27 protein-coding genes and 1 pseudogene are annotated in these 25219 nt (G+C 37.6%); 3 read left to right on the forward strand and 25 right to left on the reverse strand.

Annotated features, from left to right (window positions below):
• Positions 1 to 7: 7 nt before the first annotated feature.
• Positions 8 to 523: an LURP-one-related/scramblase family protein gene (locus tag IGJ99_RS10595; protein WP_010734759.1), complete on the forward strand. Its 516-nt coding sequence runs from the start codon at positions 8 to 10 to the stop codon at positions 521 to 523.
• 174 nt (positions 524 to 697) lie between these two features.
• Here IGJ99_RS10595 and IGJ99_RS10600 read toward each other — a convergent pair whose 3' ends face one another.
• The 5 genes from IGJ99_RS10600 to gloA2 form a co-directional block, all read right to left on the reverse strand.
• The gene (locus tag IGJ99_RS10600; RefSeq protein ID WP_438770819.1) at positions 698 to 2467 is read right to left on the reverse strand and encodes a hypothetical protein; all 1770 of its coding nucleotides are present in this window, start codon (positions 2465 to 2467) and stop codon (positions 698 to 700) included.
• Positions 2468 to 2716: 249 nt separating this feature from the next.
• Positions 2717 to 3283 carry a GNAT family N-acetyltransferase gene (locus tag IGJ99_RS10605; RefSeq protein WP_023520112.1) on the reverse strand — a complete coding sequence of 189 codons (567 nt, stop codon included), beginning with the start codon at positions 3281 to 3283 and terminating at the stop codon, positions 2717 to 2719.
• Between the two features lie 53 nt (positions 3284 to 3336).
• A complete protein-coding gene (locus IGJ99_RS10610; RefSeq protein ID WP_010734755.1) occupies positions 3337 to 3516 on the reverse strand; it encodes a hypothetical protein in 180 nt (59 codons plus the stop codon).
• An 80-nt stretch (positions 3517 to 3596) separates the two neighbouring features.
• Entirely contained in the window at positions 3597 to 4106 is a 510-nt protein-coding gene (locus IGJ99_RS10615) for a hypothetical protein (RefSeq protein WP_153830274.1), read from the reverse strand.
• Positions 4107 to 4197: 91 nt separating this feature from the next.
• Positions 4198 to 4578: an SMU1112c/YaeR family gloxylase I-like metalloprotein gene (gene gloA2 / locus IGJ99_RS10620; RefSeq protein WP_010734753.1), complete on the reverse strand. Its 381-nt coding sequence runs from the start codon at positions 4576 to 4578 to the stop codon at positions 4198 to 4200.
• Between the two features lie 277 nt (positions 4579 to 4855).
• On the opposite strand from gloA2, the gene pnuC reads away from it, so the two are divergent.
• Entirely contained in the window at positions 4856 to 5602 is a 747-nt protein-coding gene (gene pnuC, locus IGJ99_RS10625; RefSeq protein ID WP_438770820.1) for a nicotinamide riboside transporter PnuC, read from the forward strand.
• 148 nt (positions 5603 to 5750) lie between these two features.
• On the opposite strand, the gene IGJ99_RS10630 is transcribed toward pnuC, so the two are convergent.
• From IGJ99_RS10630 to IGJ99_RS10655, 6 genes are all read right to left on the reverse strand, one after another.
• Positions 5751 to 7016 carry a hypothetical protein gene (locus tag IGJ99_RS10630; protein WP_438770821.1) on the reverse strand — a complete coding sequence of 422 codons (1266 nt, stop codon included), beginning with the start codon at positions 7014 to 7016 and terminating at the stop codon, positions 5751 to 5753.
• A 165-nt stretch (positions 7017 to 7181) separates the two neighbouring features.
• Complete coding sequence (gene pcp, locus IGJ99_RS10635; RefSeq protein WP_010734749.1) at positions 7182 to 7826, reverse strand: pyroglutamyl-peptidase I; 645 nt, start codon at positions 7824 to 7826, stop codon at positions 7182 to 7184.
• Positions 7827 to 8075: 249 nt separating this feature from the next.
• Entirely contained in the window at positions 8076 to 9020 is a 945-nt protein-coding gene (locus IGJ99_RS10640; protein ID WP_438770924.1) for a DUF979 domain-containing protein, read from the reverse strand.
• 10 nt (positions 9021 to 9030) lie between these two features.
• Positions 9031 to 9717 (reverse strand): DUF969 domain-containing protein, encoded by a 687-nt coding sequence (locus tag IGJ99_RS10645; RefSeq protein ID WP_023520114.1) that lies wholly within the window; start codon positions 9715 to 9717, stop codon positions 9031 to 9033.
• A 412-nt stretch (positions 9718 to 10129) separates the two neighbouring features.
• On the reverse strand, positions 10130 to 10921 hold the full coding sequence (locus tag IGJ99_RS10650; protein WP_194179478.1) for a TraX family protein: 792 nt from the start codon (positions 10919 to 10921) through the stop codon (positions 10130 to 10132).
• Between the two features lie 344 nt (positions 10922 to 11265).
• Positions 11266 to 12690: a basic amino acid/polyamine antiporter gene (locus IGJ99_RS10655; protein ID WP_023520116.1), complete on the reverse strand. Its 1425-nt coding sequence runs from the start codon at positions 12688 to 12690 to the stop codon at positions 11266 to 11268.
• A gap of 208 nt (positions 12691 to 12898) precedes the next feature.
• On the opposite strand from IGJ99_RS10655, the gene nrdI reads away from it, so the two are divergent.
• Positions 12899 to 13348: a class Ib ribonucleoside-diphosphate reductase assembly flavoprotein NrdI gene (gene nrdI / locus IGJ99_RS10660; RefSeq protein WP_010734744.1), complete on the forward strand. Its 450-nt coding sequence runs from the start codon at positions 12899 to 12901 to the stop codon at positions 13346 to 13348.
• 36 nt (positions 13349 to 13384) lie between these two features.
• Here the strand turns inward: nrdI and IGJ99_RS10665 are convergent, their stop codons facing one another.
• From IGJ99_RS10665 to IGJ99_RS10730, 14 genes and pseudogenes are all read right to left on the reverse strand, one after another.
• Positions 13385 to 15358 carry a glucose PTS transporter subunit IIA gene (locus tag IGJ99_RS10665; RefSeq protein WP_023520117.1) on the reverse strand — a complete coding sequence of 658 codons (1974 nt, stop codon included), beginning with the start codon at positions 15356 to 15358 and terminating at the stop codon, positions 13385 to 13387.
• Positions 15359 to 15371: 13 nt separating this feature from the next.
• A complete protein-coding gene (gene murQ, locus IGJ99_RS10670; RefSeq protein ID WP_023520118.1) occupies positions 15372 to 16265 on the reverse strand; it encodes an N-acetylmuramic acid 6-phosphate etherase in 894 nt (297 codons plus the stop codon).
• A complete protein-coding gene (locus IGJ99_RS10675) occupies positions 16262 to 17329 on the reverse strand; it encodes a DUF871 domain-containing protein (protein WP_023520119.1) in 1068 nt (355 codons plus the stop codon). Before IGJ99_RS10675 ends, murQ begins: the two co-directional genes overlap by 4 nt.
• 270 nt (positions 17330 to 17599) lie before the next feature.
• The gene (locus IGJ99_RS10680) at positions 17600 to 17872 is read right to left on the reverse strand and encodes a hypothetical protein (RefSeq protein ID WP_010734740.1); all 273 of its coding nucleotides are present in this window, start codon (positions 17870 to 17872) and stop codon (positions 17600 to 17602) included.
• A gap of 19 nt (positions 17873 to 17891) precedes the next feature.
• The gene (locus IGJ99_RS10685; RefSeq protein ID WP_023520120.1) at positions 17892 to 18197 is read right to left on the reverse strand and encodes a hypothetical protein; all 306 of its coding nucleotides are present in this window, start codon (positions 18195 to 18197) and stop codon (positions 17892 to 17894) included.
• A gap of 16 nt (positions 18198 to 18213) precedes the next feature.
• The gene (locus tag IGJ99_RS10690) at positions 18214 to 19572 is read right to left on the reverse strand and encodes a lipase family protein (RefSeq protein ID WP_224434163.1); all 1359 of its coding nucleotides are present in this window, start codon (positions 19570 to 19572) and stop codon (positions 18214 to 18216) included.
• A 4-nt stretch (positions 19573 to 19576) separates the two neighbouring features.
• Positions 19577 to 20089 (reverse strand): hypothetical protein, encoded by a 513-nt coding sequence (locus IGJ99_RS10695; RefSeq protein WP_062804829.1) that lies wholly within the window; start codon positions 20087 to 20089, stop codon positions 19577 to 19579.
• Between the two features lie 142 nt (positions 20090 to 20231).
• Positions 20232 to 20582, reverse strand: coding sequence for a hypothetical protein (locus IGJ99_RS10700; RefSeq protein ID WP_224434164.1), 351 nt, complete (start codon positions 20580 to 20582; stop codon positions 20232 to 20234).
• Entirely contained in the window at positions 20582 to 21097 is a 516-nt protein-coding gene (locus IGJ99_RS10705; protein WP_438770822.1) for a hypothetical protein, read from the reverse strand. The genes IGJ99_RS10700 and IGJ99_RS10705 overlap by 1 nt, the downstream gene beginning before the upstream one ends.
• 151 nt (positions 21098 to 21248) lie before the next feature.
• Positions 21249 to 21590: pseudogene (locus IGJ99_RS10710) on the reverse strand (triacylglycerol lipase); the annotation flags it as partial.
• Positions 21590 to 22153, reverse strand: coding sequence for a hypothetical protein (locus IGJ99_RS10715; protein WP_224434167.1), 564 nt, complete (start codon positions 22151 to 22153; stop codon positions 21590 to 21592). The gene IGJ99_RS10715 and the pseudogene IGJ99_RS10710, both read right to left, overlap by 1 nt.
• 171 nt (positions 22154 to 22324) lie before the next feature.
• On the reverse strand, positions 22325 to 22906 hold the full coding sequence (locus tag IGJ99_RS10720; protein ID WP_019723609.1) for a polymer-forming cytoskeletal protein: 582 nt from the start codon (positions 22904 to 22906) through the stop codon (positions 22325 to 22327).
• Positions 22907 to 23061: 155 nt separating this feature from the next.
• Positions 23062 to 23589 (reverse strand): histidine phosphatase family protein, encoded by a 528-nt coding sequence (locus IGJ99_RS10725; protein ID WP_010734735.1) that lies wholly within the window; start codon positions 23587 to 23589, stop codon positions 23062 to 23064.
• A 104-nt stretch (positions 23590 to 23693) separates the two neighbouring features.
• On the reverse strand, positions 23694 to 25208 hold the full coding sequence (locus IGJ99_RS10730) for an Lsa family ABC-F type ribosomal protection protein (protein ID WP_010734734.1): 1515 nt from the start codon (positions 25206 to 25208) through the stop codon (positions 23694 to 23696).
• Positions 25209 to 25219: the final 11 nt, after the last annotated feature.

Raw genomic sequence — 25219 nt, forward strand, 5'->3', positions numbered from 1 at the left:
AACAAATATGTCAGAATTTTTCATTCAGGAAAAACAGCTGAGTCGTGCGACCCGGACAATCGTCAAAGACGAAAAAGGCAAATCACTTTTTTTGATGGTCGGCCGCTGGGGAACGAAAGGAGATGCTTTATCTCTTTATGCCATGAATGGAGATCTAGTCGCTCATATCAAACAAATCAGTCTGACATTTGGGACACGCTTTGAACTTTATAAAGATTTCGAAAAAGTCGGTACGATGCAAAAGATTTTCAATTGGCCAGGAGATTTTTATTATATTCGCCGATTACATTGGACTGTTCAAGGAGATATCTATAATCATCGTTATCAGATCCAGCATTTCAATGAACCAATCATGGAAATGGACAAAGCAACCCTCTTTACCGGTGATTATTATGTCCTTGATATCCCTTGTGAAGAAAATGCGCCTATCTGTATCTGTATCGCTGCTGTCCTTGATTACTGGCTCTATCGAAAAAACAAAGACAAAGAAACACCTCTTTCTTATCGCTTTGATGTCAACTAAAAATAAGGTTGTGACAGAAATGTCCAGCTCCGAGAAATAAGCCAGAAAACTCCGAAAATTGTCTTTCAAATTTTTGGAGTTTTCTGGCTTATTTTTAAAGGAGTTACTTCTGGAACACCGTTTATTCAGGTTTAAAGGGATCAGACAATCGATGTCACAGCTTCGTTTTTTCTTTTACACCTGTTTTCTTCTATAGAAAAGAAGTGTCACTACATAGATAAGCACTGCACCTACCATGATCCACAAATTATTTCTTTCCCCATTTGTTTGAGGGAAAAGCTGTTGATTTTGTGATTGTACATTCTTAGTCGAAGGATCATCATTATTGGTATTTGATTCAACAGTTAGCGCTACTTTATTTTCACGTCTATCGTTCATTTGCATCGTACCTGATCCATCGCTTTCAACTGTTCCTTCTCCACTGATAACAGGCTCGTCAGACTCGTTTGTTGATGAAACACTACTAGCACTACTTGTTGTGGTACTTGTATCTGATTGCTTTCCATTTTTACCTGGATAGGTACTGCTTTCACTCGTGCTTGGCTCTGTACTGCTTTCACTCGTACTTGGCTCTGTACTGCTTTCACTTGTCCTTGGTTCTGTACTGCTTTCGCTCGTACTTGGTTCTGTACTGCTTTTACTTGTGCTTGGTTCTGTACTGCTTTTACTCGTACTTGGCTCTGTACTGCTTTCACTCGTACTTGGCTCTGTACTGCTTTCACTTGTCCTTGGTTCTGTACTGCTTTCGCTCGTACTTGGTTCTGTACTGCTTTTACTTGTGCTTGGTTCTGTACTGCTTTTACTCGTACTTGGCTCTGTACTGCTTTCACTCGTACTTGGTTCTGTACTGCTTTCACTCGTACTTGGTTCTGTACTGCTACTTGTTGTATCTGTCGTGTCATCATGCGTATTTGGTACAGCAAAAATTTCATTTGGGTCCCAACGATTTGTTGTAGCATTCAAGATCACATTTTTCCCTATGATCGTTCCATCTTGACTTTGATTGACTGTAATATCCGCACAAGGTGCAATAATCGTTCCTTGGAAAGGTGCATTGATTTCTAATTTTTCTGTTAGATTACCAAAATTCCAAGAAATATTGGCATCAGAAAAATCTTCTGTTTGATGATTGGAACGTTTATTATATTGGATCTGGGATTGTACCGAAAAATTAGTCGGTGCATCGACAACATTGATTATAAGCACTTTTCCCTCAGGATTGTTGATTCGTAAGGGGGTATTCTTTGCCAGAACAGAAGCAGCAACATTGATGACATAGGGCTGGTCCCCAACCAGATCTGTACAGTCAATCACACGATTATTCATATCAGGGAAATCATCTGGCGTATATGTTTTTAATGGATCTAATGACATCAACATATTTGATGTCAGCATTAAATTTTCAAACTCTTTGTTGAAATCAATATATTGAGCATCTTCTCGATCTTGATAGAACTCATCCACTGATAAATGATCCAATCTTGTTCCATTGACAATTATTTTATCGTTTTCCGTCGTGATCACATTGTTTGGTCCCACAATAAATTTATTCGATCGTTTAACAGAAGCCGCAGTTTCTGCTGAGCTAATGATTGTCTCAACGGATTGTGCATAATTGATCTCTTTATTTAAATCCCCTGTACTGATCGATGTACCGAAGTTATTCGTTGCTGATAAAACACTCGTTGCTACATTCCCCTCTGTATGCGCATTGATGGTCGTTTTTTCTTTTGCGAACACATGGAACTGAGAAGCAATCCCTAATACCCCATAATCACCAGTCAAATCATTATAAACACTTCCTGGATCTTGTGGAAGAAATGTCTCAGCAATTACTTGGATTGGAAAAAATAAATGGAGAAGCAAAACAGACATTAGGGAAAGATTCACAACTTTATTTTTGAACATTTTTTCATCTCTTTTCATCAATATGTGAAATTTCATAACATAAAAACATTCGTAATTATATTCCTAAAAATCGATAAAATACATATTTTTCTGAAATTATATAGAAAAATTACATTATTTTCATACATTCTTCATTTAACATAACGTATAGTATTTATATTCTTTCACAATTATTTTTGAATTATGTGATATTCCTCACTTTTTTATTAATAAAAAAAGACACACCTTTTCAGGTATGCCTGCATTTTGTTAATCTGGTAAGCTTGATTGAGCAATAAAAACTCACTAGACGATTTTCTTTTGCATATGATCATACAGATGTCCACTAATCGTTCGTTCCCCGATTACTTTGAACCCATGGCGCTCGTACAATTTTCTAGCTTGCGGGTTTTGCTTATCGCAACTTAGTCCAATGACATCGCGGTTTTGTTTTTTGACGATTGGTGGCAATGCTTCTAACAAAGAGGAACCGATTCCTTGTCCTCTAAATTCTTCTGAAACACAGATAGAATCTAAATACCATTCATCAGGGAATGTTTCTCTATCCGTAAACATTTTTACTTGCTCATAAATGCCATGCTTTTGTAAGATTTTTTCTAACGGCTGGTCGATGATTGGTTCTTCTTCGTCTGTATAACCGTAAACGATTCCTGCTACCTTGCCTTCTCGCTCATCAACGATCCCTCTTGTATAGCTGTAACGATAGTCTGGGTCTGTAATGGCTTCTTCCAAGACTTCTAATGTTTTTTCTTCACCGTACTTTAAAAGAAACGGTAAGTCCATATCTTTCAATATAACTAAAATAAGCGGAGCGATAGCTGCCGCATCTTCTTTTTTTGCATTACGAATCATTTCTGACACTCCTTTTTTTCATTTTACCATAATGAAATCTCAGAGCAAAACAGCTAATTCAAATAATCTTCAATTTTTTGTGTCACGAAATAACCATTCGAAACGATTGTTTTTGCTTCAAAACGACAGTAGGGGCAAACAATCGGCATCTCTTTTTTTACGTGTTCGACGATATGATTTACTTCTTCATAAGTGAATTTTTTTCCACAGTTTGGACAAACCATTTTTTGCATGATTCCCTCAATCCCTTCTTTGTTTTACACTTTTAGATTACTCTTATCTATAAAAAAAGAGAAGTGAAACCACTTCTCTTTCAAGCACTGATCAATACATCTTCTAAATGATTCATTCCATCGACGGCTACAGAATAATACAATTGACCACTTTTTGTCGTGATTTCCCAACTTTTTGCTTTCCCGTGATGTTTTCCGACTTTATGGACTGCTTCTTTCATTGCTGCCTGTGGATGTTTCACTTGATGGATCGTTTTCAAGTGAAAGAATTGCCCTGGTTCGTTTCGGCTTTCATCAACAACCATCGTCTTTCCTGAGATTGGATTCACTGTGATCACTCGATTGGGAGTATAAAAAATATATTCATACATCTTTTTATTACTTTGTTCTTCGTCTAATTGGTTGAACTGGATACGACTGACTTTCTCTTCATGGTACTCATCTCGCAAAATAGACACTGCCTTTTGCAATGAGATTTGATATTCTTGGTCACTGATGTCATCAAAAGAAAAGTTTGCATCCAATAGTCCTAACGAAGCCGCTAAGCTAACAATGATAGCAATCGATGCTGCAATGATTATTTTTTTCATTCCACTCTCTCCCCGTTTTTTTCTAGAATAACAAGAAATAGGAAAGAAAAAAATCGAATGAACGGAAGAAAAAGTGACAAATTTGTTACCTTTATTCGTGTAACTCCAACGGCAATCCGTCCGGATCAAAAAAGAAAGTCATTTTTTCGCCTGTAAAGGTATCGATACGGACTGGTTCAGTTTCAATCCCCAATCCTTGTAGTTCCGCGACTGTTTCTTCGATATGTTCCACTTTGAATGCTAAGTGCCTCAAACCACAAGCTTCTGGATAGCTCGGTCTTTTAGGTGCGTCTTTGATGCCAAAAATCTCAAGCTCCATATCTCCTAGTTTTAAATCTAGCTTATAATCGCCACGGTCTTCTCGATAATTTTCACGAATAACTTCAAAACCTAGCAAATCAACATAAAAAGCACGTGACTTTTGGTAATCCGACACAATGATCGCAACATGGTGAACGGTTGTTAAATTCATTCTCACACTTCCAATCTTTTTGTTTCCTTTATCTTATCAATACTTTTATACATAGCATAGATTTTTCTCCCGCTGCACAAAAAAAGAGAGACCACATCAAATGGCCTCCTACTTTTCATCGTTTGAAAGTAAATGTTTCTCAGAAAACAATCAAATCGAATAATAACATATATTTTTTTAAAATGAAAGACTAGAAATAAATTTTAAAAGGAATACAATAATTTGTGTCTCTAAAATAAACAGACACTATATATTGTGTTTCAAGGAGTTTTTTATTATGAGTAATTATTTCAGATTTTTGATTCATCAATTGAAAGGTTGGCCTCAACAAAATTATTATCTATTCTATTTTAGCTTAGGTTGCCAAGTCATGACACTTGTGAATCAGCCAATCACTTGGTTATCGATCATTACCTTTATCGGGACAAATCTAGGGGTGTTATGTATTTTATCAATCAATGCCGCTAAATCAGTCAACGGTATTCTAGGAATTCTCTCTGCTATTTGTTTTATCGTCGTTGGCTTTTCTGCCAAAAACTATTTAAGTATCGGCGAACAAATTGCTTACATGGTCACATTGGATATCCCAGTTTTATTAAGTAAAGAATGGAATCATAATATGGCTTCTAAAATTCGAGAATTTAGTGGAAAAAGTTGGTTGATTGCATTAACCGGGACTGTTTTCGTTTACTTGATTTCAGGTTATTTGATTGGTACGTATACAGACGACCCTCGTCCTTGGATCGATGCCATTGCTTTTTCGATCAGTCTTTCTGCCGGCATCATTAGCTTCCTTCGCTACAACAATCAGTATTATTGGTGGCTTGCTTCTGGTCTTGCACAAATGGTCTTATGGTATGTTTCCTATACCCATGGGTCTGCTAGTTTAGCTATGTTTATCAATAGCTCTGTTTACTTGATCAATGACTTATTAGCCTTTACTATCTCTCCTTGGTACAACAAAAAAGAAAGAGCGCGCATGCAGCGCATGGAAGCAGAATATTTTTCGCACCATGTTTCTTGATGGAAAACAATAAATAAACTTGTACTAGAAATTGGTTTGTTTTTCAAACCTCTTACTAAAGCGAGAAAGTCACCCAAAATAGGATGGGACTTTTCTCGCTTATTTCTAGGTATCGTCATACCAAGATTCTCTCAGCGGTTCGAGTCAACTAAATCAAATCCTTGAGCAACATTCTAATGTCTTCATCCATCGTTTGTATCACTGATTCCAATTCTTGGAATTTTTTTAATGCAAGCTGTTGTTCTGAAGTAAATACATAGTCTGCTTGTTCATATTCTTGGATCAAAGAGGCGACTGATTGTTTTTTGATTTTCTTTGCAAGTTCTTGCCATTCAGTTTCTGTCACAGTTTTTGTTGTAGCTTGCTGTTTTTCTTCGCGTTCTTTGCGTAAAATCTTTAGAAAACCATTTCTCATCACCCGAGGGATACTATCGAAAAAACCAGTTGTAAATCCATAACGCTGATATTGTTGCCAAACAAAATAATAAATTTGCGGTTGGATAAAACGCTGTTCTTTTGCTAATCGATCGACGTCTACAGCTTCATTCTTCGATCCTTCTCGCAGATTAGCGATAAACTCTGCAAAAAAAGCGACAGATGGTTGGCTTGTCTCAGCCATTGAAACAGATGACCAATCTTTTCGAAGAAATAGTTGATAATTAGTCAAGAACGCTTCAACATCTTTAGTCAAATCTTCTGAAAAATCCTCAAATAATGATTTTTTCTCAAGGATTTTTTTCGGCTTTTCTTTTGCCTGATAGCTCACTTGTTGGATGTACTTTTCCATTGCTTGATAGTCTGCCAGATAAATCGGTAACTGGGCATGACGAAATTCAGTGAGTCGTTTAGTCAGCTTTTTATCTGGTAAAATCGGTTGTTTCAGCCGGCGATTATGATACAACATTAGACAATATTCTTGCCAGAGTCGTTCAGGAAAGGCAATATTTTGTTGTTTCAGCCAGAGGATCTCATCCAGCGCTAGATCCACTTTAGTCATTCCCTGATTGATCGACGCTGCAACTGTTGGACTAACGTGCAAGTGTTCTGCAAAATGATTGATCCCTAGTTTTAATTCCTTACCTGTTTTAGGGGAACGAACGATGTATTGGACTTTCAGTTCACGGCCACATTCACAATAAAGTTTCTGTTGCCTACGTGATGTGCGATAAAATGGATTGATCTTAAAGTCAGAAAAAATCCAATCCGTTGCTGCTAAATAGTTTTCTTCCAAAAACCGTGAGTGGATCAAGTAACGACGATGTTGATCCATGACAATTCGTTGTTGTTTCGTCAATCGTTCATAGATTTCCCATCGTTGTCTACTTGTATATTGTTTGGAGATTTTTATTGGGTAGTGTTGCTTGATTTCTTTTGGGAACCATTCATCAAAAATTGCTTGCCAACTTTCATTCATACCTTTCACCTGCCTTTCTAAATTAAGAGAGTAAAAATAAATACGTTCAAAGAGCAACAAAAAAGCCGAAAATAATGTGAGCTATTTTCGGCTTTTCGCTTTTTTCATACGTGAAGCTGAGGTTGTGACAGGAGTGTCTTGCACTTGCTGCGCTTCAGCTAACTATCAGTGAGTTGTTCCTGCGTTACCTGAAATATCTTCTTTGTTGTTGACTGCTGCTTCTACCGCATAAGTCAATGAAGCCGCAATATCATCAAGTGACATTGCCGGTGTCCCTACAGGGCGATCGATGACTTGATCTGGTGAGAATGGTACATGGATAAAGCCTCCACGAATCGTTGGGAACTCTGTTTCGATCAAGTGTAACAATCGATACATGATGTCGTTGCAAACAAACGTACCAGCTGTATAAGAAATATAGGCTGGTAAACCATGTTCATGGACATTTTTTGTCATTGCTTTGATTGGTAATGAAGTAAAGTAAGCAGCTGGGCCGTCTGCTTCTAACGGCGTATCAAATGGCTGGTTACCTTCATTATCTGCAATACGTGCTTCAGCTAGATTGATTGCTACGCGTTCAAAAGAAATCGCTGAACGTCCACCCGCTTGACCAACACAAATCACGATTTCAGGTTGATGTTCTTGGATTGCTTCTTTTACGACTTGACCACTTTTACCAAAAACAGTGGGAACTTCTAATTTGATGATTTCTGCACCGGCAATCTCAGACGGCATTTTTTTGACTGCTTCATAGGCAGGATTTACTTTATCTCCACCAAATGGATCAAAACCAGTTACGAGTACTTTCATTTTTCATTCCTCCATTATTCTATAAAATGATGCGCTCAATTCATCCTTCAAAGATTTAACTAAACATTAAAATTTGATTGTTTCTCACTCGTGTATTTAGTACTTTCAGTAAGTCATTCCTATTAGAAGGACTCAGTGTCTATCTATTTTAACAAAAAACAGTCAATAATGAAATGCTTAGCTGTTCAGAAAAAGAATCAATCTTCTCCATATTTTATGGAAATCATTGATTCTTTTTCGCTCAAGATACTATTTAAATAAAATCATATAGATGATTTGGAAAACCAGCATGAATACAGCAACAAATAGTTGATTCTTGATCACGCCGTATTTATCTTTCATTTCTAACATCGCCACTGGTACTACGTTAAAGTTAGCAGCCATCGGTGTCAACAACGTTCCACAGAAACCGCATGTCAACGCGACCATACCGATCAATGCTGGATTAGCCCCTTGACTAAAGACAAAAGGTGCACCGATTCCGACTGTCATGACGGTGATTGCCGCAAAAGCATTCCCCATGATCACTGTAAATAGAACCATTCCTAGCGCATAGATGATGATACCAATATTGACATTTCCTTCTGGAACGATCGTACCGACTGCACTAGAAATCACGGTACCAACACCTGCACTCGTGAAGACCGCACCCAATGAAGCTAAGAGCATCGGTAACATACTTAAAGGACCGACTGTACCTAACATGTCTGAAGCATCATCCAAGAAAGTCGTTGGTCGATTATCTCTTGAAAAGAACATCAAGATCAACATCGCTACAAATACCCCAACACCTACACCGACTAAAGCACCTAAATCAGTGAATAGTGCGAATAAAATGGCAAAGATCCCAATACTCAATGCCGGAATAAAGATTTTCATCCCTAATTTATCTGACATTTTTTCCATGTATTCTTTTGATGGCAAACGACTTGCACCTTTACTCACTCTTTTGGTGATTGCTGGGATCGTCATCGCGAAAATCAAGATTCCGTTGTAAGTTGGAGATATCCAACGTCCAGCAGCAATCACGACTCCTAAAACTGTCCAGAAAAAGGCAGAACCAAATCGATGAGGATTACTTTTATCAAAGGCATTACGAAGGCCCGTATAGATCAAGACTAGTCCCATCAAGAAATATAAGATTTCCAATAATTTTTCACTTAACAATATTTCAGAATTTGTAAAAAAGTTCAAAAAATCCATCTTATTTCTCCTTTCCTGAATAGTATTTCTTCGCTAATTTCTTTTCTTTTAGATAAAAATAGACACTCGCCACGACTAGAGCTGTGATTGCGACTGGTATTTGCACCAGTGCCAACTGTCCAAGAGTTACCTCGTAGCCTAAGTCTTTTAATGTGGATTGTACTAACAAAGCACCGGCCCCACCGATAAATAATACTTGACCAAAGAACCAACAAATATTTTCCATCGCTGAAGACATTCCTTTTAATTCCTCTTCATGTTCGGGATTGACGGTTAATCCTTTTGATTCAACGGTACCTAACGCCATTGGCATGATGATTGGACGTACAAAGCCGGCCACCCCACCAAAACTGACATTGAAAGCTGCAAAGATCATGCGGAAAACACCATAAATATCGATGATCATTCCAGCGGATACCTTCTTGAAACGTTTGATCAACGTTGCAGCAGACTCCTTCAGACCATTGCGTTCTAACGTACCAGTTGCTAACATAATAATAATAAAAATTGCCATTCCTCGGTTATTTACAAAACTTGTACCTAAAGTTTCCAGCATACCTTCAAGTCCTAATCCACCAGTAAATGCGGTCACGACTAACGCAACCATAACGATCAAGATCGAATCTAACTTGAAAGCAAAACCAAGAATAACAATCAGTACGCCTAACAGGCTAAGATAATTTTCCATCTGTTTTCCTCCTAAAAATTACATGATATTTTTTCATTATAAAATAAAATTGATTGAAAATATAGAGAATTCTTACAAAAAAAATAATATATTTTAAAAATTCTGTCAATTCCATAACAACAAATGACTTGAAGTCTTATTTATACTGCCGATTTTCTTGAACTACATAACATTTCTTTACATCTAACTAAGGGATCAAAACTGTAATGTTTGAAACAACTCATAAAAACAAATGAGACGTTTCTGAGACATTAGTCCTCTCTCCCTTAAAACCGAATAAACGACAAGAACAGAAGTAACCTCTTCGAAAAAACAAGACGCCATCCACAAGAATTTGAAGAACAATTTTTGTGGATGGTGCCTTATTTCTTGAGGCTGAATATTTCTGTCCAGACCTCGCCTCATTTGTTTCTTAATGAATAAAAGAAAAAATCAAATAAATGATCCATAGATGTAACGGATAAAACAAGTAAAAAAAGTATTTGTCGAATGCGCGTCCGGCTCCACCTAGTTTTCCATTATAAAGAATGATAAATGGGATGACGGTGACCATCATAAATTCATTATCAAACGTTAAAAATTGATACAATGATTGATAATCAGGCATTTGTGTGTAGGATAAAATTGCTAGACAAAATAAAATCAGCGTATACACAAAAATACCTAGAACCAATTTCCCTCGTTCTTTTTTCTCGCGGAAGAAATACATCAGCAACAACATTGGAACTAAATACAGACCACCTTCTGAAAAAGCAATCGTGATCATGACCAATAAAAGTGCTACTGCTACGAGCATTCCTTTTCTCCAAAGTGTTTTTCCTTTTATTATAGAAAGAAGCCACATCAAGCAAAACAGCAAAAATAATGTCAAAAAGATATTATGTGGACCTAAAAATAAATAATAGTTTGGCTGATGATTATATTCACTGATGTAATTTCCTGTTAATAAATGATAGATGATATTTCCAATCGCTACTACGAATGCAGCTATTCCTAATCGTTTCGCATACTGATATTTACTATGCGTATACTTGAAACCTTCAACTAATAAAAATACAAATAATGGCGCAACAAAACGTCCCAACCACGAGACCCAAATTGGTAACCCTAATTGCATCCCGAAATAACTGTTGATATGATCAACGACCATAAAAACAATTGCTATCCATTTCAATTGATAGCTCGTCAACCCTTTCACTCTCATATATTCCCTCCATTTTTTTATGCCTCAAGGAATAAGTATAGGCAATCACTACCTATTTCGACCATCTTTCTCTCAACTTTTTCTCTTACAAAATTGTTTGTTTGGATCATCATTAAAACAAAATCTGCCTCAATGTGTCAAAATGTGACAACGTAACCATTCCTCTTCACTGAAATGAAACGAACAATCGCGGAAAAACGTTGTGAGAAAGTCACGTATCGTTTTTACTAAACAATCAGTGAATAGGCAGCATGAAAAAACACCTAAGAAATGACCTGAATCGGGTCGATCTCTTAGATGCTTTTTGAGTGATACAAAAGAATGGGTTTCAACTTTTGTGCGTTTTATAAATGCAATACTCCAGTTGCAAATAATGCCAATGCCACTACTCCAAAAATCGATACTAACGAAAGCAATAAATAATCAAGTTTTGTCTGTGGAACAGCTTGCTGTTTTTCTTTTCTTGCTTTGAGATAAAATAAGATACCTGGTAAAAATAATACAAGAACGAGCATCACTTCATTGAAAGCGACAAATAGCATTGCCCAAATTTGAAAAGCACTTGCTAATGAGCCAACCAAGAACTGGACCCATTCTTTTCTTTGATAAGATAGTTTCATTTGATACAATCCTAAGAATAACCACGTAAAGAAGATCGCTGCTGTTCCGAGGGTATAAGCAAAGTTATAGGCACTATCTGTAAACAGTAGCGAAAGCAAAAAGACATTTGTACATAAAGTCGTTAATACGATCGCATATGTGGGTGCGCCCTTTTTATTGACTTTTCCCCAACGCGCTGGCAATAAGCCGTCATCCGCCATATTGCGCATCGTTTCAATGGGTAAAATCGTCCAAGATAACCATACACCGACCAAGGAAATGATCAGTCCACCATTGATCACGACAGCTCCCCATTTACCAACCATCATCTCAAACACATAGCCCATTGCTGGTTGCGTTTGGATTGTTTGGAGTTCTTCCATCGTCATTGTACCGTAAGGCAACATCGAAACTAAAACATAGATCACGATCAATCCAAAAATTCCTAAAATCGTGGCTTTTCCGACATCTGATTTTTTCTTTGCTCGTGAACCAACCACAGATGCACCTTCAATTCCAACAAATACCCAAAGCATCACCATGATACAACTTAGTATTTGACTTGAGAAAGGAATCGGCTGTCCATTGGCATTCAAGATGATATCACTTGAAAAATTATTGATGAATTGTTGCAATGAGAACGTGCTGATAGCAACAATGATAAATAAAAATAGCGGAACTAATTTACAAATTGTCACGATTGCATTGACGTAACTGGCATTTTCGACTCCTCGATTGACGAGCCAAGCATATCCCCACAAAAATATAGTACTGACGATGACCGAGGCGACATTTTGCCCCCCATCGAATACTGGAAAGAAATAGCCCAACGCACTCATCAATAGCGTAGCAAATGCCACGTTTCCTAACCAGCAGGTCAGCCAATAGCCCCACCCACTGATGAATCCCGAAAATCGACCAAAGCCAGCTTCGGCATAGCTAAAAATACCACCTTCTAATTCTGGACGTTTCTTATTGATATTATTGATTGACAAAGAGAGCATCATCATGGACGTCCCAACTAATACCCAGCTGAACAATGCTGGGCCACCAGCCGATCCTGAGATGTCGGTCATAATACCGAAAACGCCACCTCCAATCGCTGACCCAATCACTAAGGCCGCTAGTGGGATCAATCCAATACCTTTTTTCTGTTGCTCTGTGTCCATGTACGCATCCTCCAAAATAAACCGCTTTTATGCAAAGTATAGCAAAACTTCGTTTCATTTATTTTTTTCTAAAAAATTCTAATTGAAATTTAATTGTAACTATTTTTTTCTAATTATACAAGGAAAGCGACCGCTTCTCTTCCTCTTCTTATCTACCCAAAAAACAAAAAAATGCTATACTGGATAAGAATGATTGGAGGACGATATCATGAATATCTTATATATCTCAATTTCTGGTAACACCCGAGGATTCGTCAAAAAATTAGCAGCATTTGCTGTGGAACAACATGAAAAAGATGCTTCACTTCCCTTAGTCCACCTGAAAGAGATCCATGAAAATAGCGACTTTGAAAAAGAAACTAAACCTTTCTTTGTGTTTGTGCCAACCTATCTAGAAGGAGGCAATGGCATTGACAGTGGTGACCAAGAGATTTTGACAGAAACCATGCGAGAATACTTGGAATATCAAGAAAATCATGCGCTTTGTCTTGGTGTTGTCGGTAGCGGAAATAAAAATTTTAACTATCAATATTGTTTGACAGCGAAACAATATGCTGAACAATTCGGCTTTCCTATGATAGAAGATTATGAATTACGTGGTACACCAATAGATGTTGAAAGAATCTACCATGCCTTAGTTCAACGATATAGAGCTTAATAAAAAGCGCAAAATCCTTTGATTTTGCGCTTTTTATTATTTTACACTTTCCACATCCATCACGGGTGTTTTTGCTGTTACTTCACCTGTATGTGTTAAAACAAACGTTAGGACATGTTCCATATTTGTCAGGAGAACCATCATAGCGGTTTCTTTTCCTGCCTCTTTGATCGCAGCTAGATCCACGTCCGCTATCATCGTATCTTTTGTGACAGCTTGTCCTTCACTCACTTTTATATCAAATGGCGTCCCACCTAGTTCCACAGTATTGACTCCCATGTGGATTAATAGCTCTAACCCATCAGCTGTTGTTAATCCGATGGCATGTTTCGTTGGGAAAATAGAGCTGATGATCCCAGAAGTTGGCGCATAGATATGACCATTCGTTGGTTCAACAAAATACCCTTCTCCCATCATCTTTTGAGCAAATACAGGATCACTCGCTTGTTCGATTGATTGCACTGTACCATCTGCTACTGCACATAATTGAACGGCTTGTGTTTGATTTGTTGAGTCAGTACTTGATGCTGTATAAACAGGTGCTTCTTCTGCTAATTCTTCTTTCGCTAATTGTTCTTTAGGAATCCCGAAAAAGAAAGTAGCTAAGAATCCGCCCGCATAAGCAGCTAATAATCCAAGGACGTAGCCAAACCATTTGCCATCTGAAATCAAAGGAATCAACGCTGCGCCAGAAGGTCCAATAGCAATGGCACCAATATTCCCGATCAAGCCAATCACCGCACCACCGATACCGCCTCCAATACAAGCAGTAATGAATGGACGACCTAAAGGCAATGTTACCCCATAGATCAATGGTTCACCAATCCCTAAAATCCCTACAGGTAACGCACCTTTGATCATTTCAGTCAATTCTTTGTCTTTCTTACAACGTACCCATAAAGCAAGCGCAGCACCAACTTGTCCAGCTCCTGCCATTGCTAAAATAGGCAATAATAATGTACGTCCTGTTTCATCGATCATTTGCACATGGATCGGAGTCAATATTTGATGCAAACCAAACATGACCATCGGTAAGAATAATGTACCTAATACAAATCCTGAGAAGGCACCACCCACACTAAGTACCCAATTGATCCCTCCTACCATACCATCTGAGATAAAACCAGCTAATGGCATGATCAAGAAAATCTCGATCAGCCCGATGACAATCAATGAAAGTGTTGGTGTCACAATGATGTCTACTGCATCAGGAACGATTTTGTGTAATTTCTTTTCAACGATCGAAAGCAACCAGACCGCAAAGATCACTCCGATGATCCCACCTTGTCCGGCAGCAAGTGGGGTTCCAGTAAACAGGTTCGTCAAAGGAGCTTCTGGATTCATCCCTGTCAACATGACAACCGCACCGATTACTCCACCAAGTGTTGGCGTTGCGCCAAATACTTGAGCGGCATTGATCCCAGTATAGATGACAAGATAACTAAACATCCCATTTTTAAGAATGTTCATGATGTCAATGTACTGTTGCCATGATGCGCCATCGATGGTTCCGGCTGTCACAAGGTTTGTCAATACTGCGGCAATCCCTGCAACGATCCCTGTACCAACAAAAGCTGGAATCATTGGGACAAATATATTCGAGATATCTTTTAAAATAGATTTGATTTTTGACGGTTTTTGTTTTGATTTTTGTACGTTCTTCATCTCTTGGGCACGTTCGTTGACCTTGTCTTTCCCTGATAAACCAGTTGTAACATTAGGGTTTCCAGGAATTTTTTCACCTAGTTTGACTCCTGCTTGGTCAACCATTTCTTGTGCGACTTTGTTTACTTTCCCTGGTCCGATGATGACTTGTAACTGTTCGTCCTCAACTACCCCTAACACGCCCGGTATCGCTTTCAATTTCGCTACGTCGACCAACGATTCATCAATGACCTTCATCCGAACCCGTGTCATGCAATGGACAACGCTGTCTACGTTGCCCATGCCACCAGCCCCAGCATAAATTTGTTTTGCCAGTTCTGTCAAAGTCAATTCATTTTTTGCCATTTCCTTTTCCCCCTTACAACGTTCGTTTTACAAAGCCGTCTGCCTCAGCTAGTTTTCTTTTTGCTGTCTCTTTGTCACTATTCGTCAATAACATAACGATCGCTAGTTTAACATTTTGTTCCGCTTCATAAAAGTATTTTTCTGCTGTTTCATAATCCACTTCTGTTGCTTCCATGATGATTCGCTTTGAACGTTCGACTAATTTGTCATTTGTTGGCTTGACATCGACCATTAGATTATTGAATACTTTTCCGATACCGATCATACTGATTGTAGAAATCATATTTAAAATCAATTTCTGTGCAGTTCCAGATTTTAAACGTGTCGAACCTGTTAAAAATTCTGGTCCGGCATCTACCTCAATAGGAAAATCAGCATGTTGACTGATTTCAGCTTCTTTATTACAAGAAATCGTGGCCGTCTTTGCGCCGATTGAACGAGCATAGTCTAAGCCACCAATCACATAAGGCGTGCGACCGCTTGCCGCGATACCTACGACCAAATCATTTTCCGTCAAGTTCAACTGGATCAAATCTTCTTTCCCTAACTCAAGTGAATCCTCTGCACCTTCAACTGCGACAGTCATAGCCGCTTCACCACCTGCAATCAAACCAACGACCATTTCAGGCTCTACACCAAATGTAGGAACACACTCGGCTGCATCCAGTACACCCAATCGTCCACTTGTGCCAGCGCCCATGTAGATCAAGCGTCCATTTTTTTTGAAAGAAACAATCGCGGCTTCAATCACTGGTTCAATACTTGGTAGTTCTTTTGCGATAGCTGCCGCCACTTCATGATCTTCTTGATTCATCAAGCGAGCGGCTTCAGAAACACTCATCTCATCCAAACCAAATGTCTTTTGATTTCTACGTTCCGTTGTTAATTTATCTAAATCGATCGTCATTTCTCAATTCCTTCTTTACATTTAAATTTATAAATCATTCCTGCATGGATTTGTTGGATCAATGGCAAATCAGCCGAGATCACTCGTGCCACACAATTGACTTTTTCATCTGCTGGTAAATCTTCTTTCATTAGTTGGATTTCACCCATATAGCGAAGATACGCTTCATTATCTAACGTGACCGTACCTGTTTTCCGTTCATCTGTTAGTCGAGCAGGAATAGGAGGGATTTCTCTAAATCGTGCATCTGCACTACGTACCACAGCTTTAGCTTCATCTTGTCGATTCGTATGTGTACCTAAAATGATTGGACCAAATGTTGGGTCCAACAATGTCACATGCAATAAGATACCACCTGTTTCTTTATAATACGAAAATTGTTCCTGCGTGGTCAGCGATAGCCCACCGTCACCAATATAGATCAGATCCGTTCCACATGAAGCTAAGTCTAGCGCTGCTGCCAAAGGATGTTGGTAACGATGTTCTTCCAATGTTGGAAGTCCTTTGTATAAAGGCCCTCTCAACACTTCATCTCCTGGTACAAATCCTTGAATCGTAAATCCTTGTTCTGCTAACCATTGATTTTTTCTTTGGTACCACGATTTGTCTAACCCTGTTTCTGGGCGCGGATAATAATTGTGCCAAGCTTCCATCTGAGTAAAATCAGCACCTGCTTCTTTTAATTCTTGCACATCTTGTTCAGTGATCGTGCTTGCATTCAAACTGATTTTCAATTGATGAGACCACTTCGCAATCTGTTGGTTCGACAGGTGATAATCCATCCGCAGACCTGTCACACCAATCTCTTTTAATGGCTCAAGATTTTCTAAGGAGAACCCTGCCAACTCTAATGCCTTACCCGATATATCTACCATCAACTCTAATCCGGTTGCTTTTGCTTCTTGGCCAAGTTCAGTCAAACGCCTTTTATAAGCTGAAGGATCATCTTCTGGAATATGCATGGATGTAAAGATACCAATAAATCCCTTCTCTGCCATTTCATGGATATACGTTTTCGTTTCTTCGGACAACTCTTGATTCATAAATACAGAAAAACCAAACATGTACTCTCCCCCTTACCATGTATCCGCATTCATTTATAAATTGATTATACTTCGTATGAAATAATTTTTCAATATAAATATAAAATATATTAAATTTCATTTCTTAATAGTGTAAAAAAAAACGAATCAATGAATTCATCTAAGCAACTAATCCAAAAAAGCCGAAAATAGTCCAACCTATTTTCGGCTTTTATAGATTATTCAGTTGATCAGTTCTGACAGAATCCTTTAATCAATTTATGTAAGAATAAGTTTTTTGTGTTTCTTTGACTAACCTTTGTCTAAGGCTTTTTCTTGTTCGTCTAAAGCTAGCGACACTTTGTTGCCAAATTGCCCTTTGAGGGTCTCCTTCAATCCTGTACCTGCTGAAGAAATCGTGCGTTTTGCTCTATTTGTCTCATTCTTCCCAGATTGATTTGTCGTTCTTATTTTCAATCCCTTCTCACTTTTCAGCGCGATTCCAAGTGAACGAGTTAAGCATTTCTCCATATCTTTCTGATATTTCTCCCACCATTGATCAATCGTTTCAATCATTTCAAACATCTCAAAACCTCCATTCTTTTTAATCCAATTGTGCCAGTTTCTTACGATAGACCTGCTCGTTATCTTCTAGGTCAAGCTGGATTTTCTTTCGTTGATGGCGCAATTCCGTCGACAGATCCTCTTCTAAACGAGAAATCATGATACGTCCATAGTCAAAGGCCTCTTGTGGTTCAGAAAAAGAGTGCAAAATCAATCGGAGATCTTTGTAAGTTGCTTCCGCTAGCTCATGGACTTTTCTTTCTGTTGCAATCAATGCTTCTTCTTGCTCTGATAACCCTCGTTTCGTTGCTTGATATGTTTCATAAAGCTGTATTTCCTGACTCAATTTTCCTCTCCTCCTTTTATACACCAAACAATTGATTCGCTAATTCTTTGTCACTTGTCACCATTTCATTGATTTTTCGGGTGATTTCATCGGCGAGCGTTTGAAACTGTTCCGACATCTGATCGATCTGGCGGATTTTATCTCTAAATTCCTGTGTTGGCTCATCGACAATCTCCCATTTTGTACAATTAACTTCGGCTAATGTTTCAATTACCTCGTTGTACGTCAAATGTGGCGTATAATTGCGTACTCTTCCCAACCAGTCATTCCATAACTCTTCCAACTCCGTGATCCCGTTTTGGTAAATCACGCGAACATTGCTCATCGCCTCATCAAATTTACTTGCTGCGGTCCGTACTACAGCAAATGCTTGGCTATCCTCTAAATAAATTTTTTCTGATTGAGAAAGTCCGCCGCCACTTGCAGTCAGCTTCTTACCTAACTCTTTTAAGGTCAAGAATTCTTTGATTTGAACCTTGAGCCACTCATTTTCTTCTTTCAAACGCTTGATTTCATCTAGCGTATGTTCGCCACTGACTGCTAGTAGTTTGATCATTGCTTCGTTTTCCAAAAGTGTTTGTTGCCACAAAGTTGGGGCTAACAAGATCCCCCCATTGCCATCAACGTATACGATTATCTGTCCATGCTTATCGATATAATTTCCTTCTTTATCAACCCTGAATTGATCCAATGAATGCCCTGCTGTTTGCCACCCCGGGTTATCAATCCCAAAACTATTGATTGGAAGCATCCCTTTCCCACCAGTGAAAAGCCCACTCGTGACGACATCCGAAGTGTCGTAGATATTGATCAGGGTACCGTTGTGATTATCGAATAAGGCTTGTGCAAGCCCTGGTCCTGCCGCGCCGTACGTCACACTATCATAACCATTGATCGCTGCGACAAAAAGTGCTTTAGCGCCACCTAATGAGTGTCCTGTCGTTGAGATCGTATAGCCATCTGATTTGGGATACTGCTTTTCAATTTCACGGGCATAGTTCAAGGCAGAAGCAAATGCACCATTTGAGTGTTTATTACTTCGACCAATTTCCTCAAGGTTAGTATGCCAATCTTTGAGCGAAGTCGTGCCAGCATAGGCAATCGTCAGGTTTTTGGTGATGACGGAGTCGGGGAAGCCAGGTACTTTTTTTAATTCATCATGATTAAGTTTTTTGAATTCATCTTTAATTTCTGCTACTACCATTGCCTGTGTACTATTTTTCTTTGGTTTAGTTTCAGTACCGATTATGTTTTTATCGGTATCTATTGTATTTATAACAATATAGTTTTCATTTCTGTTTATCCTATCACCTACGACTAGATTACCATTTTCAACTTGATATACTTCATCTGAGAATCTTCTATTTTGATCCATTGAATTATATCCCTCCATTGTAAAATAAAATCTCTATTTCGTTTAGTTGATGATTGGGATATTCTAGCTCTTCTAAATAGTATTTATTACCAGGTTTAGTTTTACCTGAATCGATATCATAAATCCATTTATCAGTTTCAGCAGACTTGACACCTAATGTAGCAATTTGCTTATTTGAATCATTTATCAAAAAATGTACTTCTAAAAAATTCATTGGACTTACTGTATATCCAGTAAATTCTATTTTGTCTATATCTATATATCTCCTAACACTTACAACTTTTTCTATATATTCTTCAGTTGTCAAATCCCCATTACTATATTCTTGTGTAAACCTATCAGTTTCCTCATCATTGGTTGTATATAACCGATAGTTATTGTACATATAATTCGCCAAATCTTTCTGTATTTCCAACAGTTCTTGACGATCTCCTTCTCTTTTATCCATATACATTTTTCCTCCAATTCCTCCTAAAATAATTACCACTAATACACCTAACCAAAGTCGTTTCTTCATAGCTCCTCCTTTCAGATTCTATCTTGTTCTATATATGTTCAGACTAAGCTTCTCGCTTATTCTGGAATTTTTATGTAATATATATTTTTTTCATAGTTATGTACTTCTACAATAAAAGATAATTATATGAATAGGTAATACGTCATAACCGTTGATTTCTCTCACCAATTTCCTCAAGGTTTGTATGCCAATCTTTGAGCGAAGTCGTGCCAGCATAGGCAATCGTCAGGTTTCTGGTAATGACGGAGTCGGGGAAGCCAGGTACTTTTTTTAATTCATCATGATTAAGTTTTTTGAATTCATCTTTAATTTCTGCTACTACCATTGCCTGCATACTGTTTTCCTTTGGTTTAGATTCATTACCTATTTTATCTTTATCTGTATTTAAATTTCCTATAACGATATGGTTTGTTCCAAGAGGTTTATCACCATAATTTACCTTGCTACTTTCTAATTGATATATAAATTCAGATAAGTATCTATTTTGATCCATTAATTTATTCCTCCTGTATAATAAACAATTTGATCATCTGAGATATCAATCCCTTTTTCTTCCTTTCTTTCATCAATAAAATATGGTCCCTGACCTCTGCCACTAGTTATTCTGTAAATAAACTTATCTGTTTCTGCAGATCTTGTGTTTAACAATACTTCTTCTTGATAAACATCATTAACTGTGAAATAGATCACTAATGAATTCATCGGACTAACCGAATATCCAGTAAATTCCATTTTCTCAATATTCGAATACTCTCTGATACTCAACATTTTTTCTAAATATTCTTCCGTTGTTATTCCTCCTTCTTTTTGATATTCTTCTACGATTTCCTTTTGTTTCTCACTATCTCTCGTATAAATTCGATAGTTATTGTACACATAATTCGCCAAATCTTTCTGTATTTCCAGCAATTCTTGGCGATCTTCTTCCCTTTTATCCATATGCATTTTTCCTCCGATTCCTCCTAAAATAATTACTACTAATACACCTAACCAATGTCGTTTCTTCATAGCTCCTCCTTTCAGATTCTATCTTGTTCTATATATGTTCAGACTAAGCTTCTCGCTTATTCTGGAATTTTTATGTAATATATATTTTTTTCATAGTTATGTACTTCTACAATAAAAGATAATTATATGAATAGGTAATACGTCATAACCGTTGATTTCTCTCACCAATTTCCTCAAGATTTGTATGCCAATCTTTGAGCGAAGTCGTGCCAGCATAGGCAATCGTAAGGTTTTTGGTGATGACGGAGTCGGGGAAGCCAGGTACTTTTTTTAATTCATCATGATTAAGTTTTTTGAATTCATCTTTAATTTCTGCTACTACCATTGCTTGCATACTATTTTTCTTTGGCTTAGATTCATTGCCGATTTTGTCTTTATTTGTATCTATTGTATCTATAACGATAAATTGAGTCCCTTTTACTAGTTTACCGATTTTTACTAGACCGTTTTCGATACGATATACAAATTTAGATATCTTTCTATTTTGGTCCATTAATTTATTCCTCCTGTATAATAAACAATTTGTTCATCTGAGATATCTAGTTTTTTTTCTTCCTTTCTTTCATCAATAAAATACGGTCCTTTACCTCTACCACCAGTTATTCTGTAAATAAACTTGTCTGTTTCTGCCGATCTCGTATCTAACCATACTTCTTCTCGATAGACATCATTAACTGTGAAATAGATAATTAATGAATTCATTGGGTCAATAGAATATCCAGTAAATTCTATTTTGTCTATATCTATATATTTCCTAACACTTACAACTTTTTCTACATATTCTTCAGTTGTCAAATCCCCATTACTATATTCTTGTGTAAACCTATCAGTTTCCTCATCATTGGTTGTATATAATCGATAGTTATTGTATACATAATTCGCCAAATCTTTCTGTATTTCCAACAGTTCTTGACGATCTCCTTCTCTTTTATCCATATACATTTTTCCTCCAATTCCTCCTAAAATAATTACCACTAATACACCTAACCAAAGTCGTTTCTTCATATACGCTCCTTTATCTATGAATATCTGTTCCCTCATATTATTTTCTATCATAGGGTTACTCTCTTTTTTGTTATATACGTTTTTTCACTCAATTGTTTTTATGTAAAACTTCTCACTATGCCTATGGTCGTATCACTAAGGATTGATATCGGATGTTTTTTAATGAAAAAAGACATCTAAAACAGAAGGATTTCTGCTTTAGATGTCTTTATGACTATAAGATTATTCGCTAACTGTTACGTCGCCTGTTACTGATGCGTCGTTTTCGTCAAGTTTTGCTGAATCTTGGTATTCTTGTTTTTCAAATGTTACGTTACCCTCTACTTTTGCTCCGTCTAATACAAAGCCGTTCGCTTTTACAAGTACGTCACCTTTGATTGTTCCGTGAACGATATTTGTGTTTTCTGATTCAACGATCAATGTTGGAACAGTGATTGTGTATTCAGCAGTTACGTTACGGTCATCGTCTTGTGAGTACAAAGCAATTTTACGGTAGATGTCTGCACTTGCATCATCTTTGTCATGGAATTCGCCTGCGATAGTTACATCATTTGAGAATGTCACATCACCTGTTGCTGCAACGATCCAGTTACCGTCAGCTGACATTGCTTTTTCTAAAACAGCTGGATCATCACTGATTGAAGCTGTTGATACAACATCTGCTGAACTTTCTGTTGTACTTACTTCTGTTGTTGATGAAGCTGAACTAGAATTAGATGAATCATTGTTGTCAGCACCACAAGCTCCTAAAGCCAAAAGTGCTGTTGCTGTTAAACCTAATAAAGATAATTTTTTTGATAACATTAAATTTCTTCCTCTCTTTTTGTATTCCTATGAAATTATACCATGGAAGCGTACTTATGTGAAATAATCTTCATGAAAAGAAAAAATATTTTATATAGTAGAAAATTTACGATAACATCCTCTAGTTATTCTTGTTACGCCAAGAATAAAAACAGCTAGTCAAAGGTAACTAATTCCGTATTTTCAACAAAAAAGTCAAAGAATGTGTCATTTGCCATCGGATGAAAATAGGCATTGATGATTCGGATCAGTGCATTATGGCAAACAAGCAAGTAGACATTGTCCTCATCTTCTAAGCACTCTTTCAATAAAGGAGTGATCCGTGCATACACATCTAAAACCGATTCCCCATTTGGAAAACGTACCGCAAAATTTTGGCGTGCACGTTGAAAGTCTTCGTCTTCGCTAGGACGCCCATCATAATCCCCAAAATCCATCTCGATCAGTCGTTCATCCACTGTCATAGGTAGATTGACTTTTTTGGCTACCGCTTGTGCCGTATCTCTTGCGCGTTGCAAAGGGGAATGTATGATCTTGGTGATCGGTATTTCCAAGTTTGCAACTTTTTCAGCGAGTTTTTCTGCTTGTTGTTTACCTTTTTCTGTTAATTCGATGTCTGCATGGCCACAAACTAAGCCTTGAGCATTCCAAGTCGTTTCGCCATGTCTAGTAATATATAACATTAGATAACTCTCCTTTATTTTATGCTCTTTCAATTTTATCATACAATTTCAGTCCAAATGGATCATCTGCTTGGAGTCGACGACGTTCGATTAGCCTTAGTGATTCAAATGTGTGTTTCTCTTCTTCTCAAGTCGATTCTTTTCGTTGCGACTTTTTCTAAGAATCGCTGGTCATGGTCGACGATCAACATCGCTGGTTTGACTTGTACTAAAAGCTGCTCGATTTGTTCTTGATTGAACACGTCCAGATAATTCAATGGCTCATCCCAGATATAAAGATCTGCGGATTGTGCAAATGATTTGGCTAATTCCACTTTTTTTCTTTGCCCCATACTCATGTTTTCAATGGAGGTATGAAACACGTCTCTTTCCATTCCTAATTTACGAAGATTATTTAAAAAGAGTTCCAAGTCTAGCTGATTCTTTTGCGCAAAATCTGTTAATGTTCCGGTGTTATCTTCATAGTTTTGGCGAACATAACTGATGCTGATTGTTGCCGGACGTGTGACATCCCCCTTGGATTGACCAGTAAATTCCCCAAGTAAATACTGGATGATCGATGATTTACCACTACCATTAGGTCCAGTTATTGCCACACACTCTTGTTGCTCGATGCTAAAGCTGATAGGATCGAATAACATCTCTTCATAGCCTAATTGTAGATTTTCTACTGTCAATAAGCGTTTATGATGCGACTGATTTGGGCACATATTCAATGAATCGATCGACTCTAGATCTTTCAATAATTTCTCTTTCTCACTAATTTGAGTTTCCATCCGATTGACGATCGCTTTTGAACGTTTCATTGTACGAGCAGCATCCGCTCCAATTGCGCCACGATTGACACGCCGTGCTTCGGTATCAATAAAGCCAACACGTTTTTTTGTTTTGTCTCCTTCTCGAGAGTTAGCCCACTCCGCTTTTTCAGCTGCGGTTTTTTTCAAACGTCCGACTTCTTTTTTGATTTTTTGGTTTTGTGCTAACTCAAATTCATCTTTTCTACGCTTTTGTTCTTCGTAGACGGAATAATTTCCTTGATAGATCACTAATTGACTTTTTTCGATGACCAAAAGATGGTCAACGACTTCATCAATAAACTGACGATCATGACTGACAACAATAAACCCTTGTTTTTTCTTATTCAGGTATTCAGCTACTTGCTGACGCCCAATCACATCTAAGTGATTTGTTGGTTCGTCAATCAGTGGAAAATGCAGCTCATCGGTAAATAAGAGAGCCAGCAATACTTTTGTTTTTTCTCCGCCGGAAAGGGAATCGTAAGGGCGCCAGAGAATTTCCGGATTTGCCTGCATCAACATCAGCTCACGCTCGATCTCCCATAACTCACAATCTGAAACTTCTAACAACACATCATAGGTTAGTCGATTCGTTTCCCTGACCTGTTGTGGAAAATAGACAAATTCTTGTTGATGGGTCACTTGTCCTTGATAAGGTAGTTTGTTTTGCAAAATAGTTAATAACGTCGTTTTGCCACGACCATTTCGACCAATCAGTCCTAATTTCCATGTGGAATCAATATTTAAGTTTGCTTGATCGAATAACAGATCGTCTTGGCTGTCATAGCCAAACGTCAATTGTTTGATTTCGATTTTAGACATTTATCTTCACC

The organism is Enterococcus sp. AZ095b, from assembly GCF_051714725.1.
GTDB lineage: Bacteria > Bacillota > Bacilli > Lactobacillales > Enterococcaceae > Enterococcus_B > Enterococcus_B pernyi.

Excerpts from the sequence above, each read along its gene's own strand:
- IGJ99_RS10595 (WP_010734759.1), top strand. The coding sequence starts at position 8 with ATGTCAGAATTTTTCATTCAGGAAAAACAGCTGAGTCGTGCGACCCGG.
- IGJ99_RS10600 (WP_438770819.1), bottom strand. The coding sequence starts at position 2,467 with ATGAAATTTCACATATTGATGAAAAGAGATGAAAAAATGTTCAAAAAT.
- IGJ99_RS10605 (WP_023520112.1), bottom strand. The coding sequence starts at position 3,283 with ATGATTCGTAATGCAAAAAAAGAAGATGCGGCAGCTATCGCTCCGCTT.
- IGJ99_RS10610 (WP_010734755.1), bottom strand. The coding sequence starts at position 3,516 with ATGCAAAAAATGGTTTGTCCAAACTGTGGAAAAAAATTCACTTATGAA.
- IGJ99_RS10615 (WP_153830274.1), bottom strand. The coding sequence starts at position 4,106 with ATGAAAAAAATAATCATTGCAGCATCGATTGCTATCATTGTTAGCTTA.
- gloA2 (WP_010734753.1), bottom strand. The coding sequence starts at position 4,578 with ATGAATTTAACAACCGTTCACCATGTTGCGATCATTGTGTCGGATTAC.
- pnuC (WP_438770820.1), top strand. The coding sequence starts at position 4,856 with ATGAGTAATTATTTCAGATTTTTGATTCATCAATTGAAAGGTTGGCCT.
- IGJ99_RS10630 (WP_438770821.1), bottom strand. The coding sequence starts at position 7,016 with ATGAATGAAAGTTGGCAAGCAATTTTTGATGAATGGTTCCCAAAAGAA.
- pcp (WP_010734749.1), bottom strand. The coding sequence starts at position 7,826 with ATGAAAGTACTCGTAACTGGTTTTGATCCATTTGGTGGAGATAAAGTA.
- IGJ99_RS10645 (WP_023520114.1), bottom strand. The coding sequence starts at position 9,717 with ATGGAAAATTATCTTAGCCTGTTAGGCGTACTGATTGTTATTCTTGGT.
- IGJ99_RS10650 (WP_194179478.1), bottom strand. The coding sequence starts at position 10,921 with ATGAGAGTGAAAGGGTTGACGAGCTATCAATTGAAATGGATAGCAATT.
- IGJ99_RS10655 (WP_023520116.1), bottom strand. The coding sequence starts at position 12,690 with ATGGACACAGAGCAACAGAAAAAAGGTATTGGATTGATCCCACTAGCG.
- nrdI (WP_010734744.1), top strand. The coding sequence starts at position 12,899 with ATGAATATCTTATATATCTCAATTTCTGGTAACACCCGAGGATTCGTC.
- IGJ99_RS10665 (WP_023520117.1), bottom strand. The coding sequence starts at position 15,358 with ATGGCAAAAAATGAATTGACTTTGACAGAACTGGCAAAACAAATTTAT.
- murQ (WP_023520118.1), bottom strand. The coding sequence starts at position 16,265 with ATGACGATCGATTTAGATAAATTAACAACGGAACGTAGAAATCAAAAG.
- IGJ99_RS10675 (WP_023520119.1), bottom strand. The coding sequence starts at position 17,329 with ATGTTTGGTTTTTCTGTATTTATGAATCAAGAGTTGTCCGAAGAAACG.
- IGJ99_RS10680 (WP_010734740.1), bottom strand. The coding sequence starts at position 17,872 with ATGTTTGAAATGATTGAAACGATTGATCAATGGTGGGAGAAATATCAG.
- IGJ99_RS10690 (WP_224434163.1), bottom strand. The coding sequence starts at position 19,572 with ATGGATCAAAATAGAAGATTCTCAGATGAAGTATATCAAGTTGAAAAT.
- IGJ99_RS10695 (WP_062804829.1), bottom strand. The coding sequence starts at position 20,089 with ATGAAGAAACGACTTTGGTTAGGTGTATTAGTGGTAATTATTTTAGGA.
- IGJ99_RS10700 (WP_224434164.1), bottom strand. The coding sequence starts at position 20,582 with ATGGATCAAAATAGATACTTATCTGAATTTATATATCAATTAGAAAGT.
- IGJ99_RS10705 (WP_438770822.1), bottom strand. The coding sequence starts at position 21,097 with ATGAAGAAACGACATTGGTTAGGTGTATTAGTAGTAATTATTTTAGGA.
- IGJ99_RS10715 (WP_224434167.1), bottom strand. The coding sequence starts at position 22,153 with ATGATAGAAAATAATATGAGGGAACAGATATTCATAGATAAAGGAGCG.
- IGJ99_RS10720 (WP_019723609.1), bottom strand. The coding sequence starts at position 22,906 with ATGTTATCAAAAAAATTATCTTTATTAGGTTTAACAGCAACAGCACTT.
- IGJ99_RS10725 (WP_010734735.1), bottom strand. The coding sequence starts at position 23,589 with ATGTTATATATTACTAGACATGGCGAAACGACTTGGAATGCTCAAGGC.
- IGJ99_RS10730 (WP_010734734.1), bottom strand. The coding sequence starts at position 25,208 with ATGTCTAAAATCGAAATCAAACAATTGACGTTTGGCTATGACAGCCAA.